Origin of the sequence: Paraburkholderia aspalathi, assembly GCF_900116445.1 — a bacterium.
GTDB classification, from domain to species: Bacteria; Pseudomonadota; Gammaproteobacteria; order Burkholderiales; family Burkholderiaceae; genus Paraburkholderia; species Paraburkholderia aspalathi.
This window is the reverse complement of the sequence record NZ_FPBH01000019.1, coordinates 119,965-136,917: the sequence shown is the minus strand read 5'-3', so window position 1 is coordinate 136,917 and position 16,953 is coordinate 119,965. Positions and strand designations below refer to the sequence as shown.

14 protein-coding genes are annotated in these 16,953 nt (G+C 59.4%); 10 read left to right on the top strand and 4 right to left on the bottom strand.

Annotated elements, in window-relative coordinates:
* Positions 1-13: 13 nt before the first annotated feature.
* From BM438_RS26275 to BM438_RS26265, 3 genes are all read left to right on the top strand, one after another.
* Complete coding sequence (locus BM438_RS26275) at positions 14-394, top strand: cupin domain-containing protein (protein ID WP_093640070.1); 381 nt, start codon at positions 14-16, stop codon at positions 392-394.
* Positions 395-446: 52 nt separating this feature from the next.
* Positions 447-1,877: an amidase family protein gene (locus BM438_RS26270; protein ID WP_093640067.1), complete on the top strand. Its 1,431-nt coding sequence runs from the start codon at positions 447-449 to the stop codon at positions 1,875-1,877.
* A 63-nt stretch (positions 1,878-1,940) separates the two neighbouring features.
* The gene (locus BM438_RS26265; RefSeq protein ID WP_093640064.1) at positions 1,941-3,434 is read left to right on the top strand and encodes an aldehyde dehydrogenase family protein; all 1,494 of its coding nucleotides are present in this window, start codon (positions 1,941-1,943) and stop codon (positions 3,432-3,434) included.
* Between the two features lie 7 nt (positions 3,435-3,441).
* Here the strand turns inward: BM438_RS26265 and BM438_RS26260 are convergent, their stop codons facing one another.
* A complete protein-coding gene (locus BM438_RS26260; protein ID WP_093640061.1) occupies positions 3,442-4,485 on the bottom strand; it encodes a 2-dehydropantoate 2-reductase in 1,044 nt (347 codons plus the stop codon).
* 138 nt (positions 4,486-4,623) lie between these two features.
* Positions 4,624-5,391 (bottom strand): class II aldolase/adducin family protein, encoded by a 768-nt coding sequence (locus BM438_RS26255; protein ID WP_093640057.1) that lies wholly within the window; start codon positions 5,389-5,391, stop codon positions 4,624-4,626.
* Between the two features lie 220 nt (positions 5,392-5,611).
* On the opposite strand from BM438_RS26255, the gene BM438_RS26250 reads away from it, so the two are divergent.
* The gene (locus BM438_RS26250) at positions 5,612-6,316 is read left to right on the top strand and encodes a Crp/Fnr family transcriptional regulator (protein ID WP_093640054.1); all 705 of its coding nucleotides are present in this window, start codon (positions 5,612-5,614) and stop codon (positions 6,314-6,316) included.
* Between the two features lie 182 nt (positions 6,317-6,498).
* Here the strand turns inward: BM438_RS26250 and BM438_RS26245 are convergent, their stop codons facing one another.
* Positions 6,499-7,104: an FMN-dependent NADH-azoreductase gene (locus BM438_RS26245; RefSeq protein WP_093640051.1), complete on the bottom strand. Its 606-nt coding sequence runs from the start codon at positions 7,102-7,104 to the stop codon at positions 6,499-6,501.
* A 219-nt stretch (positions 7,105-7,323) separates the two neighbouring features.
* Complete coding sequence (locus BM438_RS26240; protein WP_093640048.1) at positions 7,324-8,082, bottom strand: TetR/AcrR family transcriptional regulator; 759 nt, start codon at positions 8,080-8,082, stop codon at positions 7,324-7,326.
* A 456-nt stretch (positions 8,083-8,538) separates the two neighbouring features.
* Here BM438_RS26240 and BM438_RS26235 point away from each other — a divergent pair, with 456 nt between their 5' ends.
* From BM438_RS26235 to BM438_RS26210, 6 genes are all read left to right on the top strand, one after another.
* Positions 8,539-9,330 (top strand): enoyl-CoA hydratase/isomerase family protein, encoded by a 792-nt coding sequence (locus BM438_RS26235; protein ID WP_167378461.1) that lies wholly within the window; start codon positions 8,539-8,541, stop codon positions 9,328-9,330.
* A 329-nt stretch (positions 9,331-9,659) separates the two neighbouring features.
* Entirely contained in the window at positions 9,660-10,760 is a 1,101-nt protein-coding gene (locus tag BM438_RS26230) for a porin (protein ID WP_093640042.1), read from the top strand.
* A 115-nt stretch (positions 10,761-10,875) separates the two neighbouring features.
* Positions 10,876-12,249, top strand: a complete 1,374-nt coding sequence (locus BM438_RS26225; RefSeq protein ID WP_167378460.1) for an MFS transporter — start codon at positions 10,876-10,878, stop codon at positions 12,247-12,249.
* A gap of 258 nt (positions 12,250-12,507) precedes the next feature.
* Positions 12,508-14,247 (top strand): CocE/NonD family hydrolase, encoded by a 1,740-nt coding sequence (locus BM438_RS26220; protein ID WP_093640036.1) that lies wholly within the window; start codon positions 12,508-12,510, stop codon positions 14,245-14,247.
* 64 nt (positions 14,248-14,311) lie between these two features.
* Positions 14,312-15,100, top strand: a complete 789-nt coding sequence (locus BM438_RS26215; protein ID WP_093640033.1) for an enoyl-CoA hydratase/isomerase family protein — start codon at positions 14,312-14,314, stop codon at positions 15,098-15,100.
* Positions 15,101-15,196: 96 nt separating this feature from the next.
* The gene (locus BM438_RS26210; RefSeq protein ID WP_372450136.1) at positions 15,197-16,948 is read left to right on the top strand and encodes an AMP-binding protein; all 1,752 of its coding nucleotides are present in this window, start codon (positions 15,197-15,199) and stop codon (positions 16,946-16,948) included.
* The last annotated feature ends 5 nt before the right edge of the window (positions 16,949-16,953 follow it).

Below are 16,953 nucleotides of genomic sequence, written 5' to 3'. Positions count from 1 at the left end.
CTTCGAGGCGCTTATGACAGACATCACCCATATCGTAGACCTGATGCGGGACCCCGCGGAGCTCACCCAATCCCGCGTGCCGCGCGGGCTGCTGCTGGCCGGCAATCCGATGCAGACGCTCACGCATCACTACATCAGTCCGTGCGGACAGTTCAGCTCCGGCATCTGGGAGAGCACGCCCGGCCATTGGACGATCGAGTACGACGAATCCGAGTACTGTGAGATGTTAAGTGGCGTGGTGATCGTGCGTGACATGCAGGGGAGCGAAAAGGTGCTGCGCGCCGGGGATCGCTTCGTGATTCCTTCCGGCTTTCGCGGCACATGGGAGGTCGTGGAGGCGTGCAGGAAGATCTACGCGTCGCACGCCCCGCAAGTCGAGCTATCCGACGCATAGCGCGACCGTTCGACTTGCAACGTCAATCATCGGAATCAACCAGGAGCAGGGCATGAGTCAGGATTTGTGGCGTCTGAGCGCTACGGAAATGGTGGAACGCGTCGCGCGTCGCGACGTGTCGTCGACGGAACTCACGCAGAGTTGTCTGCAGCGGCTCGAGGATGTGAATCCGCGCATCAACGCGATTGTCGACGTACTGGCTGACAGCGCGCTGCATGCGGCGTCGCAGGCCGACGCGGCGATCGCGCGGCGCGAACCGGTCGGACCGCTCCACGGCGTGCCGGTGACGGTCAAGATCAATGTCGACATGGCCGGCTACGCGACCACCAACGGTGTGAGCGCGTTCAAGGATCTCGTCGCAAGCGAGGACAGCCCCGTGGTCGCGAACCTGCGCAAAGCCGGCGCGATCGTGATCGGCCGCAGTAACGCACCGGCGTTTTCCTATCGCTGGTTCACCGACAACGACCTGCATGGCCGCACGCTGAATCCGTGGAATTCGCAGCTGACACCCGGGGGCTCAAGTGGTGGGGCATCGGCTGCGGTCGCCGCCGGCATCGGCGCGATCGCGCACGGCAACGACCTGGGCGGCTCGATCCGCTATCCGGCCTACGCGTGCGGCGTCGCGGGACTGCGGCCGAGCACTGGCCGTGTATCCGCGTACAACCCGACGCAGGTAAAGGACCGGACGCTTGCAGTCCAGCTCGCGTCGGTGCAGGGGCCGCTGGCACGAACTGTCGGCGACCTGCGCATTGCTCTTGCGGCGATGGCGGGCGGCGATCCGCGCGACGCATGGTGGATGCCGGTAGAGCCACTCGGCCAGCGCGCGGCGTTTCCTGCGCGTGTCGCCGTCTGTGCGGAACTGCCGGGCGTTCGTTCCGATGCCGCGGTCGTCGACGCGATCCGGCAGGCGGCAGGCTGGCTCGAGGAGGCGGGTTGCATCGTCGAAGAAGCCGTGCCGCCGCAGATGGCCGAAGCGAGCGCGCTGTGGCTGGATCTCGTCACCAACGAAGCGAGGAGTGGGCTCGGCGACGTCATCATGCAGCATGGCGACGACACGATTCGTACGGCGTTCGGCAGCCAGCGCCGCCTTGCCGCGCCGCTCGACCTGGCCGGCTACATGAATGGCCTGGCGCGGCGCACCGGCCTGTTACGGGAATGGCAGCGTTTCTTCGAGCGCTATCCGTTGCTGCTGATGCCGGTCTCATGCGCGCAGCCGTTCCCGATCGATGAGGACCAGCGTGGCGACGAGGCGATGCGGCACATCATCGACATGCAAAGTCCCCTGCTCGCGACTGCGTTGCTCGGATTGCCGGGGCTCTCCGTGCCGACAGGCGTGCGCGATGGCGTGCCGATGGGCGTTCAGCTTGTCGCCGGCCGCTTTCAGGAGGCGCTGTGTCTCGCTGCGGGTGAAGCGATCGAGGCACGTGCGGGAACTTGTACGCCAATTGATCCGGTCGGTTCTGCTGTGCGCCGCGCGGGTTGAGCCGAGAGTAAGCGACGAGAGACATGGCGTGTCTATCAAACAATATTGAATATAGGCATCCTGATGAATAAGCAAACTTTCTCAGATTGGCAAGATAAAGCCGCTGCCGTTGAAATCGAAGGGCGTGCATTCATCGACGGCGCGCTGCGCGACGCGCAAAGCGAAAGGACATTTGCCTGTGTCAGTCCGATTGATGGCCGCGTTCTGGTCCAGGTCGCTGATTGCGGTGAAGCAGATGTCGACGCGGCCGTGACGGCGGCCCGGCGGGCCTTCGATACGCAGGTATGGGCAGGCATGAATCCGCGCAATCGCAAGGCTGTGCTATTGCGCTGGGCAGCATTGATGCGCGAGCACCTCGAGGAACTGGCTTTGCTCGAAACGCTCGACGCGGGCAAGCCGATCGGCGACACGACGACCATCGACATACCGGCTGCAGCGCATTGCGTCGAATGGTATGCCGAGGCGATCGACAAGATGGGCGGCGAGGTCGTGCCGGCCGACCATCATCTGCTTGGTCTCGTGACACGCGAGCCCGTGGGTGTCGTCGCTGCGGTGGTGCCGTGGAACTTCCCGCTGCTGATGGCGGCGTGGAAATTTGCCCCGGCGCTTGCTGTCGGTAACAGTGTGGTTCTCAAGCCATCGGAGAAATCGTCTCTCACCGCGATTCGCGTCGCCCGCCTGGCGCACGAAGCAGGCCTGCCACCCGGTGTGTTCAACGTCGTGCCGGGTGGCGCAGAACCGGGCAGGTTGCTTGCGCTGCATCACGGCGTCGACTGCATCGCGTTCACCGGCTCGACGAGGACCGGAAGGCAGATCATGGAATGCGCGGCGCAATCCAACCTGAAGCGCGTGTGGCTCGAACTCGGCGGTAAGTCAGCGAACATCGTGCTGCCTGATTACCCCAATCTCGATCGCGCAGCGAAGGCGGCCGCCGATGGGATTTTCTTCAACATGGGCGAGGTGTGCACGGCGGGTTCGCGGCTTCTCGTGCACAGGGATATCAAGGACGCATTCGTCGCAAAGGTGGCTGCCGCTGCGCGTGCCTATGAACCCGGTCATCCGCTCGATCCGTCTGTGACGATGGGGCCCATCGTGGATCGTATCCAGTTCGAGCGCGTGGCGGCTTATATCGATGCAGGTCGCCGGGAAGGCCGGCTTGTGACGGGCGGCGCGCGAGTCAGGGAGGAAACCGGCGGCTTCTATGTCGAACCGACCGTGTTCGAGGTCAAGCCGGATGCGCAGATTGCCCGCGAAGAAATCTTTGGGCCGGTTCTTTCCGTGATCGAGTTCGATCACGTCGACGAAGCGGTGCACATCGCGAACGACACCGAATACGGCCTCGCGGCTGCCGTATGGTCTGGCGATCTGGCGACTGCGTACGAGGTGGCGAGGCGTCTGCGGGCCGGAACAGTCTGGATCAACGGCTACAACGAAGGGGCCGACGACATGAATTTTCCGTTCGGCGGTTACAAGCAGTCGGGTAATGGTCGCGACAAGTCTCTGCACGCGCTCGAGAAGTATACGGAGTTGAAGTCGACGATCGTGCGGCTGCGTTAGGTGATGTTCAGATTTTTGCGGGCAATGGCAAAGCGATATGCGCTGCAGCCCGCATCTCACCCAGCAATGCTTTGCCGGACCATGAAGGGCGCACGTCGGCTCGCTCGGCTTGCCGCACGAGTTCGCATAGCCGTGCGTTGACCGGCGCCGTTTGTCCAAGGCGTTGGGCGAGGCGCACGACTTCGCCGTTGATCCAGTCGATTTCCGTGGCGCGCCCGGCCGCCAGGTCGTCGGACATCGACGAGCGCGCGAGCGGATCGATCGTCAGCATCGCGCGGCCCAGCCGTTCGAACAACGCATCGGGTACGCTGAGAACACGTGGTATCCAGGTGCTTGGAAGCGGTGTCACTCTGGCTGGCCGTATGCCGGCCTGCTTCAGAAGCGCGAGCGCTTCTTTCTGCGCCATCGCGAGACAAAGCCGGTAGGCGCGTTGCGAGAGCTCCTCCTTCAAAGGCCGGTTCGCCAGCGCATTGATGGCGTTGTTGAGGTTGAGCAACAGCTTCGCCCACTGCACCGGCAACATATCGGCGTGCTGGATCAGCGGCAGACCCGCTCTCCTGAACTCGTCGACGAACGGCTGCATGGCCGGCGCATGTCGGATCTCCAACTCTCCCGCTGAACCTTGGTGAAACGCACCCGGACCGCGTTCGACGACATTGAATGGCACCATCCCTTCCAGAACCGTGTGCTGCGGCAGCGCGGCGCGCAGCACGTCCGCATTGCCAATGCCGTTCTGGAAGCTCACGACGATCGTGCCGGGCCGTAACACGTTCGCCAGTTCGGCAGCGGCGGCGGGCGTCGCTGCCGACTTGACGGTGACGAGCACGAGATCGGCTGCAGCGGCGCTGGCCGCGTCCGTCGATACGTCGATGCGTTCCGACGGAGCATGCCAGCGGCTATCGTCGTGCCGCGACAGCGTGATGCCTTGATTGCGCAACTGGTCGGCCACGCGTGCACGTCCAATGAAACTGACGTCGCTCCCTCCGGCAAGAAGCCGTCCGCCGACATAGCAACCAATTGAGCCGGCACCGTAGATAAAAATCTTTGCCATACAGGTTCTCACGTGACTTACCAGATTACATCCGCGTTGCGTTGAATCGGCAAACGCGGCCTATGACGCTTAATACATGCTTACGCTGTTTGCCCGGCATAGGCCATCGTGCGCCGGACATCTTGCGAGCGGACCATGTTAGTCCGCATATCCAGGGTTGCGGCGGTCGAGCCGACGCAACAGCCCAGGCCATACCAGCGCTCCGGGTGTAAGGCCCCGCGTGGCCATCCGGATCTGTTCCTTGATGCCGGCGAGAATCTGCTGCGGGATGGGCGTGAGCTTGCCGCCACCTGACTGGGCGCGCACCTGAATCATGCAGGCTGCTTCAAAGAAGTACATGGCGACGAAGGCGTCCGCCGGCGCCGCGCCAACCGTCAGCAGGCCGTGGTTGCGCAGCATCAGGTAAGTGTTGCTTCCGAGGTCTTGAACGAGGCGGGGCTTCTCGGCTTCATTGAGGGCAATGCCTTCATAGTCGTGGTAGCCGAGCGACGCCAGCACACCAAGTGACTGCTGGGAGAGCGGCAGCAATCCCGCCTCCTGCGCCGACACGGCAACGCCGTTGACCGAGTGAGTGTGCATCACGCAATGGGCGTCCTCGCGTGCCGCATGCACGGCGCTGTGGATCGTGAAGCCGGCCGGGTTGACGTCGTACGGCGATTCGACGACCTTGCGGCCGTCGAGGTCGATCTTGACCAGCGAAGACGCGGTGATTTCGTCGAACATCATGCCGTACGGGTTGATCAGGAAATGGTGTTCGGGGCCCGGCACTCGCGCCGAGATATGGGTAAACACCAGATCGTCCCACCCGAACAGCGCCGTGAGACGGTACGCGGCCGCGAGATTGACTCGCGCTTCCCATTCGGCGGGCGAAACGTCGTTCTTCAGACTGACAGCAGATGAGGCCACGTCGACACTCCTTATTCGATGGTTCAAGCAATGGAACAACCTGGAATAACCCGGAACAGCACTGAATAGCACCCTGCGAATTCGTTCATTTTGCGCCTGCGACGCAGCAGGTGCTGCAGATGCAGCAGAGACCAAAGTCATTGCGTCGTCAGATGCGAATCCACATGATGTTCGCGAACCCGCCTAAAATCTGTCGGATACCCGACAGGTCGACGCGCCCATGGAATCCAGCCTGCACCGCTACCGGTCACAACTCGAAACGACCCCATGGTTCCGGGGCCTGCCTGTCGAGTTGCGGGACTATCTGATCGGCCATGCCAGCCTGCTCACGCTGGAAAAGGGCCAATCCCTGTATCGGCGTGGCGAACAGTCTTATGGCCTGTACGCCGTGTTAGGCGGCGCGCTCGCTATCGGGACAGTCGGGATGGATGGGAAAGAGGCGTTGCTCGCGGTGCTAGGACCGACCGCATGGGTGGGGGAGATATCAATGTTCGACGGGCTGCCGCGGCCGAACGACGCCACGGCCGTCAGCAGGACCTTGCTGCTGCACGTGCCCGGGGCCGCCCTGCAGGACCTGCTCGATTCCACGCCGCGTTACTGGCGCGATTTTGCTTTGTTGATGGCGCAAAGACTTCGGGTTTCGTTCGAGAACGCCGAAGCGATGACGCTCTTACCCGCGGCACAGCGCGTGGCGAACCGTTTGCTGATGATCGCCAGCGGTTATGGCGGTCTCAACGCCTCGCAGAGCAGGATCAGGGTCTCGCAAGACAGCCTGGCTTCGATGGTTTCGCTGTCGCGGCAGACCATCAATCAATTGCTCAGGAACCTCGAAAGTCAACGCATAGTGAGCCTGAAATCGGGGGAAATTACGATTCTCGATTTCGATCGTTTGCGGGCAGCCAGTGTCGGCGATCTCAATCCGTAACTGTTACGCGGGTGCGGTGTGGGTGAGCGTGTTGCTGATGAATGCGCTTTTGTTGTGGATGGAGTGGGTCATGCAGGGGCTGCGTGTGCTTTTGACCAAGCGGGTGCAAGCGGATACCGGACGCGCCATCAGCCGGCGCTGTTCGGAAACCCGACTGGCAACCCGTCGATGGCGCAGCTACCTCACGCGGCAAGCGCTGCGGTTTCTTTCTTCGCCGAGGCAATGGCCCCACTGCGTGCCTCTTCACCCATCGCCACGCCTTCCGCGCGAATGAAGGTGATATCCGTGATGCCGAGGAAGCCGAACGCTGCCTTCAGATAGGTTTCCTGATGATCGAAGAAAGCGGCGGGCGAGCCTTCGCTGTAAACACCACCGCGCGACGAGGCGATGACCAGCTTCTTGCCGCCGGCCAGTCCGACCGGGCCGTGCTCACCGTAGCTGAACGTCTTCCCAGCGACCGAGATGCGGTCAATCCAGGCCTTCAGTTGGGAGGGCACACCAAAGTTGTACATCGGCGAGCCGATGACCACGATGTCGGCGGCCAGGAACTCCTCGAGCGCGACCTGTCCCAGGGCGACGTCGGCCTTCAATGCCTCGTCGACCGGAGCGCCTTGCGCGGCCGCAAGGTGGGCTCCCGTCAGATGGCCGATCGGCGTGGCGGCGAGGTCAAGACGAGTGACGGTAAGGTCGGAACGGCTGGCCTGGAAGGTCGCAACAACCTCCGCAGACAGATCGCGGCTGACAGAGCCTTGTCCGAGGATGCTGGAATCTACGTGTAGCAGTTTCATGAAAGTGATCTCCGAAGTGGCAGACGAAGCGTCTGCCGGAAATCCGCACGATAGGCTCCGACCTGCAATCTGGATAGCCTATATTTTCAGATGAAACCCATCGTTTAAGTAGATGTATGCCTGACGGCGTGACGACAGATCAGTTGAGGGCGCGAACGACTCGTGGATGCGCGAGTCGTTGCCAGTGAGAGGGGTAACCCGGCAGTAGCGCGAGATACCTTAGCTACTCTTCACGCGCGTGGATGCGCGGGGCTGACTACCGGACTTGCCCGAACGTGGTTCGGCCTTGTCCGCACAGGGCGTCTCCGGCTGTTTGCTGAAGACGAGTGTCTCGACCATCTGCCAATACGCATCGACAACGGCTGGATCGGACGCCGAGACATTGCTGGTCGCAAGCATCTCCGGGCCGAATCCGGAGAGCGTGGATGTCAGGCTGATCATGAGGTAATGCAGGAGGATCGGTTCGACTTTGGGCAAGGTGTTTTCATCTTGCGCCGCGCGAATCTGTGGAATGAGCCAGTTGATCAACGGCTTGAGCACTGTGTCCGCGAGCCACTGCAAACGCGGGCTGTACACGAGGAACTCTTGCAGCATGAAGCGGTGAAACTGGGGAAAATCCACCGTGAACCGGAACAACGAGCGATACACGAGTTTTACCCGGTCCGCCGCCATGGCAGGGGGCGTATCCGTCAGATTGATGTCCCATTCCTGGCGAATGCGTTCGAACACAAACTCCGCCACCGCCTGCCAGAGAACGTCTTTGGATCGGTAGTGGTAGGTGATAAGCGGATGTTGCAGGCCGATGCGATCCGCGATGCTACGAATACTCGCAGCCTCAAAGCCCTTCGTGGCGAATTCGGCAAGTGCCGCGTTCAGGATCGCGGAGCGGGTTTCCTGCGCCCGCTGCTGCTCTGCACGTTTGAGCTCGGTTGGTCTGCTTTTGTTACCAACGTTCTTGGAACCTGCGCTGTCCGCCATTTGGTTTCTCGATTGGGAAATTCGTTATTGCGTTGCTTCTGTGCTCCGGTGCCTTCCGCCTTCAGACCGACCAACGCCGAGTAGGCCTGGCAGGCCGCGACCGTCAACGAAGGCAGGCGCCACAACGGTATCACACACTCACCGCCGAAGCCTGGCTGCGCTGAACCCGCTGAGCACAGTCGATTTGGCCGGCACAGTAACACACTATCTAACGACCGCCGGCTTGATGCGCCGACAGCTTCGAGCGAAGCAAGGCATGCCGTTGGTTCGGCGAAAAATCACAAGACTAAAGCGGTTCCAAATCGTCAGACAAAAATTGCGTCGCGCATGCCGCGTGCTCAGTCGATCCGTTGCCCTCTGCCGTTCAATTTCCTTTTAAATTGACATATCGTAAAGTATAATGAAGATGACCTGGTTGGTCCAGGGGTTCAAATGCAATTCACGGATCAAGGACAGATGGAAAGCAAAATCACGCTGACATCAAGTGACGACATCGCCTTCGTTACGATGGTGAATGAAGCACGCGCGAACTCGATCGACAAGACGTTCTGCGATGAACTGCTGGGCGTCCTCCGCGAGGTTGAGGGGGCGTCGAAGTATCGCGCGGTGATACTTCAAGCCAGGGGCAGGATATTTTCAGCGGGCGGAGAGCTTCGCCAGATCTTCGACGGCGTGCAGCGTTCCGATTCCTACCTCGAATCGCTAATTACCGCACTGCACGCCGCGATTGTGACGATGCGGCGCCTGCCGATCCCTGTGATCGCCAGCGTTCAAGGGGCGGCAGCAGGCGCGGGCTTTTCGCTGGCAATGGCGTGCGACCTGGTGGTCGCATCGAACACGGCGCGCTTTGTTGTCGGCTACGCCAAGCTGGGGACATCCAGCGACGGTGGTCTGTCGTTTCATCTCGCGCGTCGATTGGGAGCGGCGAGGGCACTAGAGATCCTGTTGACGCGTGACTCGTTGACTGCGGACGAGGCCAGGCAGTTAGGGCTCATCCAGACTATTGCCGAACCCGCTTCCTTGCAGGACGCCACGCTGGCGCTTGCGCGGAAAGTCATCGACGTACCCGTCGCAGCGGTTAGAGAAATGAAATCGCTTGTGGGGATGGTGGCCGAAGATAACCTCGAGCGCCATCTTGAACAGGAAAAACAAGCGTTCCTGCGATGCGCGTCGACGAAGGAGTTTTCCGAGCGAGTCGCACAGTTCATCGCAAACTCTGAGTCGCCCCGAAGAAGCACATCGACCTGAAGATAAAAATCTCATCTCAAGGAAGGTCCAAAAAGTCCTGAACTGAGACGCTGTTATTTCGCACGGTCCACACATCCCCATCTTCTTTGCCAGTTGGCGTCTTCGTAAAGTCGCTACTGCGCGGCGTCCCCATCGACTGCCTCGTTCAATCCCATTCACACCTCCGCGCGAATTCAGGGACCCGTTCCCTTCATTCGTCAGGTGAACATACCTGGGGATACTCCTATCCAAATTAAACTATACGAACGGAAAATTTAGACATATCCTTCTTTCCAGTAACCCTGATGTGCCAGTTAGCAGTGCGTTAAAAACGACATAGGAGACTGGAGATGAAGAGATTGTCCTTGGCCGCGGCGCTGTGTTGTGCCACGCCCGCGGTGGTGTATGCGCAAAGTTCAGTGACGCTGTACGGTCTGCTGGATGAAGGCCTGACTTACACGAGCAATCAGAACGGACATTCAGCCTGGTTGGTTCAGAGCGGAGGTGGATCACTGTCCAGATGGGGGCTGCGTGGCGCTGAAGATCTGGGTGGCGGTTACAAAGCGGTCTTCACGTTGGAAAACGGCTTTGACGTGTCGAGCGGAAACCTGTCGAACAATGGACGTTTGTTCGGCCGTCAGGCGTACGTTGGAATCTCGAGCCCGTATGGAACGTTCACGGTTGGACGTCAATACGAAGAAGTAGCCGAAATGCTCTCTCCCATCGCGGCCGGTTTGAACTGGGCGGTCTACTTCGCTCACGCCGGCGACGTCGACAACGTTGGCGGAAGCATACGCATCAACAATTCGGTCAAGTACGCCAGCCCGAAAATTGCAGGCTTCACATTGGGTGCGCTCTATAGCTTTGGTGGGCAGCCCGGACAATTCTCAACGAATAGCGTGACGTCGGTGGGACTGAGTTACAACGGAATCAGCTTCCCGCTGTATGTTGCAGCTGCCTATACGATCATCAAGAATCCGTATGCGGCCGCATTCGATAGCATCGCACCGCGAAACATCATTTATTCCCGGTACGTTCAGAGCGCGGAAAGCGAATCCATCGCAGGGGTAGGTGCATCGTACAAGCTCGGCAGCGCTTCCATTGCTTTCCAGTACACGTCGACGCATTTCAAGAAAGGTTTTCTTGCCAGTAACGTGCGCTTCGACAACTACGAGGCCAGCGTCGGCTACTTCATTACACCGTTTCTGTTCGCCGGTGCGGCGTACATCTACACGCACGGCAAAGTGGATGCAACTTCCTCGACGCCCATCTATCGGGCAATCGATCTCTACACCAACTATTTCCTCTCGAAGCGAACGGACGTTTACTTTGCGGCCGAACTGCTGAAGGCCGCGGGTTCGGCGACTCAGGCGCAGATCACGTTGATTCCATCACCGTCGAGTGGACAGACTCAGGGCTTGTTGAGAGTTGGGATTCGTCACCGGTTTTAACGAATGTGTGATGTCGGTGGTGTCGAGAAGCAGGTGAACCCAGATTGACACCGGAATCAGGTGATCGATCATCAAGGACAATGCGATGAATAGCACAGGCTATGCCCAGCGGGACGTGCGCGAGATTTTCAACGATATGCCGATGGGGCGTAAGCAGTGGACTGTGTTCCTCATCTGCTTCGCAGCAACAGCGATCGAAGGTTTCGATACCATTGTGATCAGTTTTATCGCGCCTGCGATAAGTCAGCATTGGCATCTATCGAGCGCTGCTCTTTCACCTCTGGTGGCTTTCGGACTCACCGGCTTACTGATTGGATCGATTGTTGGAGGAACGCTGGCCGACCGTGTCGGCCGTCGAACCGTGAGCATCGTGGCAATCGCATGGTTTGGAATCGCGGGTGCGATGTCGAGCGAAGCACAGTCGATATTTCAGCTCATTGCGTTGCGTTTCATAACCGGCCTCGGCATCGGAGCAGCCATGCCGGCTACGTCGGCGATCGTCGCGGAATATAGCCCCGACCGTTCACGCTCAGCGATGCTCGCGTCGACTTACTGTGGATTTCTCTTCGGTGCGGCAGCCGCTGGTTTGGTGACGTCTCTCGCTATCGGGACACTGGGGTGGCGAGGCATGCTGGTACTGAGCGGTCTTTTGCCGCTTGGGGTCGTTGCTCTATTTGCATGGCAAGTGCCCGAGTCGCCGCTCTACGTCGTGGCCAGTCGAAGGTCCAATGATGAGGCGCAGCGAATTCTTGCCAAAGTGTTTCCGTCTTTAGACTGCACCGGAATGCATCTATTCATCGCGGAAACGCGTGAATCGATAAGCGGAAGCAGGGCGCTGTTGAGCGCGAAATACCGGCTCGGTACCGTGTTGACGTGGCTTGCGGAGTTTGCAGGTTATCTGGTGTTCTTTCTGATTGGAAGCTGGATGCCGACCCATCTGAAGCAGGCGGGGCTATCGATGCACGACGCCTCGCAAGTATCGTCAATGTTCCAGTTCGGTGCGCTTGGCGGCGCGGTTCTTTTCGCCATCCTTGTTCGTCGCTTTAACGTGGCGTCAGTCGTTTCTGTGGCATTCGGCGCGGGCTCGCTGCTTGTCATCGCGTTGGGCATCTCCGAAACCACTCAGTGGCACGCGGGCGTGGTCTTCCTGTCCGGTATAGCCGTTGGCGGACCGCTTATCTGTGTCAACACCATTCCAGGCATCTTCTATCCAACTGCGCTGCGTGCGTCCGGCGGTGGCTGGAACGTTGCGATTGGACGGCTGGGGTCTATTGTCGGTTCGTCGTTGATTGGCCTGATCGTCATATCGGGTTTTCCGTACCTGCTCACATGTGCGTTGTTGTCGATACCGCTTCTGATGGCTTGCGTATGCATGACCGTCATGGCCCGAGTGCTCTCTGCACAACGGCGATTGCTGACCGAGCACGTGGCGGACATCAGTGCTGGATCGACAGATGATCCACCGTTGCCGAACAGCACCACGCAGTGACGGTATGGCATTAGCACCCGAGGTTATGGGTAGGTAGTCGCTCCAGGCTCGCAATTCATTTGGGATTCAAACTTTTATTTTTTGGCACGTCGTTCGTCTTGCATACTTTACGGACGTGAAGTATAGTGAATTACGGAATCTGCCTGGTCGTGCGGCTCTTGATGAGTGAACGCAAATGCGCATGTCGGTGGGTAAAGCAAATTTTCGGCTTTGAGACGGCCGTCTGTTGACGCCGAACAGGCCAACGAAGGAGGAGACATGATTGAAGAACGCGACATCGTCGTAACGATGCGGGACGGAACCCGTCTTGCGGTAGACGTCTATCGACCGGATGCGGATGGCAAGTATCCCGTGCTGTACGCTTCGGCGCTGCACAACAAGGATCTTCAGGGTCCGGATATTGCGGACGTCTTGCCCCCACAGCCCGCGCATGCGCCGCTCTGGTTCGGGCCGATAGAAGCCGGGGACACTCGCCGTTTCATCGCCAATGGTTATGTGCACGTCATTGCGCAACCGCGCGGCTCCGCAAAGTCGGAAGGCCACTACGGCGAGGAGAATACCGACCACTACGACATGATCGAATGGATCACGCAGCAACCGTGGTCCGACGGCAAGGTCGGCATGGTAGGGATCTCGGGTTTTGCCGGCGAACAATGGCGTGCGGCGGCGCAGGGCCACCCCGCGCTCAAGGCAATCTTTCCGTACGACGCCTGTAGCGCATACGGCGGGATGTTCGGGTTCCGGGACTTCAATCCCGGTGGCGTTATTCACACGTTTCCGTACCTGCTTGACGTTTTCAGCACGGTGCATGAGCCGCGCGGCGTGCCGGGTACGTTGCCTGAAGCACAAGAGGAACTCTGGCGCGCAGCCATGCGCAATCCCGACTACAAGATGTACATCAACCTGTACAACATCCTGACGCAGAAGGGGCAGCGCACAGGGGTGATGTATCACATCATGACGAACCCCTGGGAGCCGGAAGGGACGGTCGAGCGAGCCGAGGAGATTTTCAAGTCGATCAAGGTGCCGTTCTATACCGGCTCTGGCGCCTACGCTTACACGTACAAATTGCACTGGCTTGGCGCGCAGCATTACTTCAGCAACGTCAAACAGCCGCGCAAGCTGATCTTTACAGGCCCGGCGCATCTGGAGCGGCCATTCCATCAGTACCACGACGAAGTTATTCGCTGGTACGACTACTGGTTGAAGGGTATCGATACCGGCATCATGAACGAAGCGCCGGTTCGTTACTGGGTGATGGGCGCCAACGAATGGCGCACGGGGAGTGACTGGCCTTTACCTGAGACGCAATGGGCGAAGTACTACCTGTCAGGCTGGGAGCAGCTATCCACAGACGTCCCTCGTCCTGCGGCGGAAGTTGGTGACGCGCATCGGGAACCCGATGTCTTCACGCAAATGCCGCTCAAGAAGACCTCCAAAGTTGAGCGCCTGCGTTACATGACTGAGCCGCTTGCGCAGGACGTACTGGTGGCGGGTCCCATTTCACTGACGCTCTACGCTGAGATCGACCAGACCGACACGAACTGGATTGTCGTACTCAAGGACGTGGGCCCGGACGTATCGGTGGTTACTGCACGTGTCGGCGAACGGTCGGTTCCCGACACACTGCCTGAGCGCGAACTCACCCGTGGCTGGCTGAAAGCGTCATACCGCGCAACGGATCCTGCCCGATCCACGCCTGCGGAGCCGTTCCACAAGTTGACGAAAGAGTCGATCGCGCCGGTCACGCCGGGCGAGATCGTCAAGTATGAAATCCAGGTGCTCGCAACGGCAAACCAGTTCAAGGCCGGCCATCGCATCTGTATCGAGATCTGCAGCATGGATGCACCGACAGGAACGGGCGCGATGACCGACGTTGAATACATTCCGTATCACGTCACCAGCAGCAACACGGTTACTCACAAGATTTACCGTGACGCGGATCGTCCTTCACATCTGCTTCTTCCAATCATTCCGTTGAATCAAGAAAACTCCTGAATTGCGAAACATTCCCGAGCGTCACGGACGCTTGGTGAATCTGACTGAATAGTGAGGTTAGGCGATGAAAAGCATACGTTTTGAGCGCGACGGGAAGGTCGGGAATATCGTTCTGGCGAATCCGCCGTACAACCGTCTCGATGCACGGTTTGCAGAGTGTCTCCGGCAGGCGGTTCACGAAGCTAGCGAAAGCGACATCCGGGTACTGGTCGTTCGTGCGGAAGGGCCGAATTTCAGTCTCGGTGGCGAAGTGCGCGAATGGCCAGGAAAGGACCTGAACTGGTTTCGCACCTTCGTCGCAGAGGTCAACACTTCGTATCGCGCCATCGAAGCGCTCCGCGTCCCGACGGTGGCGGTGGTGCAAGGTCTGGCTTTTGGCGGCGGCTTTGAACTCGCGTTGAACTGCGACTTCATTGTGGCGTCAACCGACGCCGTGTTCCGGTGCGTCGAGGTCACGACGGCGATGCTTCCCATTGCGGGAGCGCTGCAGCGGCTGGCCGAGCGCGTGGGGCGTAGCAACGCGTCCCGTTTCGCGATGCTGGGTGAAGGGATTCCCGGCAGCGTGGCCCGTGACCTCGGGATTGTGACGCACGTGGCCGAACCCGATGCGCTCGAAGGTGTTGCTGCCGAGCTGGTCGCGCAGCTCTCCGACGGTCCGACGCTGTCGTACGCAGCGACGCGCACCTTGCTCAAGGTGTGGTCAAGCGGCGGTATCCCCGGCGCCGATGCCGTCATGCTGGATGTGTGCATGGACCTGTACAACACGGAGGACGCCACGCGAGGTTTCGCGAACACAGCCGAGGCGTTCGATCGCGATGAAGAACCGGGCGAGATGGTTTTTCACGGGAAATAAAGCGTTTTCGATGTCGGCCTGCGACAGAGGCCGGCGGCATTGCAACCGCTACATAACGCCATACAGCGGAATTTTTGGCGGAAACGCGCAGTAACGATGGAGGAGGGCTTCATGCACACTTTACCCGGTTCCCTTACGCTCGAAGCGCCTGCCGATGGCGTTGCCTACGTACGGGGTTCGACGGACGTTCCGTTGAGCGAGTCTACAGTCGGCCAGTTTCTGAGGGAAACCGCGCGCAGATTTCCTGATCAGCAAGCTGTGGTATTCCGGGAGCAAGGTGTACGGTGGACGTGGAGCGAATTTGATGATCACGTCGATCAGCTTGCCGCTGGGCTTCTGTCGTTGGGCATAGGAAAAGGGGATCGCGTCGGCATCTGGTCTCCCAACCGGTTCGAATGGTTGCTCACGCAGTTCGCGACAGCGCGCATCGGTGCTGTGCTGGTCAACATCAATCCCGCCTATCGTGTGTCGGAACTCGAGTACGCCCTGCGGAAAGTGAAATGCAAGGCGCTCGTCACCGCCGAGAGCTTCAAAACGTCGAACTACATTTCGATGTTGCTCGACATTGCGCCTGAACTCGCGTCGCAGCAGCCGGACGAGTTGAAGGTCGAACGTCTGCCGGACCTTCGCACGGTGATCTCCGTGGGTGACTGGCGCGTATCCGGTGTCATGTCGTTCCACGCGGTCATGCAGCGCGGAGAGGGGATGCTTCGTGACGAAGGGCGTGAGGTAATCGAAGCCGTCGAGCAAACACTTTTTTCCCAGGATCCGATCAATATCCAGTTCACGAGCGGCACCACCGGCAGCCCCAAGGGTGCAACGCTGACGCACCGGAACATTGTCAACAACGCACGCTTTGTCGGTATGGCCATGAAGCTGTCCGAAGCCGACTCGCTGTGTATTCCTGTGCCGCTGTATCACTGTTTCGGCATGGTGCTCGGCGTACTGGCGTGCGTGTCGGTTGGCGCTCAGATGGTATTCCCGGGCGAAGGATTCGACGCCGGCGCGACTCTCGCAGCTGTCTCGGAAGAGCGTTGCACGGCACTTCACGGCGTGCCGACCATGTTTATCGCTGAACTGGGGCATGCGGACTTTTCATCGTTTGATCTGAGCAGTCTGCGCACCGGCATCATGGCCGGATCGCCTTGCCCGGTCGAGACAATGAATCAGGTCGTGACAAAGATGAATATGCGAGAGGTCACCATTGCGTACGGCATGACGGAGACCAGCCCTGTGTCGTTTCAGAGCGGAACCACGGATCCGCTCGATAAGCGCACGACAACGGTCGGGCGGATCCAGCCTCATCTCGAAGTGAAGATCGTTGATTTCGACGGTAAGACTGTATCTGTCGGCGAGACGGGAGAACTCTGCACACGAGGGTACTCGGTGATGCAGGGGTACTGGGAAGACGAGACAAAAACACGCGAAAGCATCGTTGACGGATGGATGCATACAGGCGATCTCGCCACGATCGACGCCGATGGATATTGCAACATCGTGGGAAGGCTGAAGGACATGGTGATTCGAGGAGGAGAGAACATCTATCCCCGCGAAGTCGAGGAATACCTTTTCAGGCATCCAAAAATCCAGAATGTGCAGGTGTTTGGCGTACCGGATGAGAAAAACGGCGAGGAGTTGTGCGCCTGGATCGTGCTCCGAAAAGGCGAAGGTTCGACTGAGGAGGACATCAGAGACTTTTGCCGAGGGCAGATCGCGCACTATAAGGTGCCCAAATATATTCGCTTCGTGAGCGAACTGCCCATGACGGTTACGGGAAAAGTACAGAAGTTCGCAATGCGTGAGGAGATGATCCGCTATCTCAATCTGACCGAGCACAAGACCGCCTGACAGGT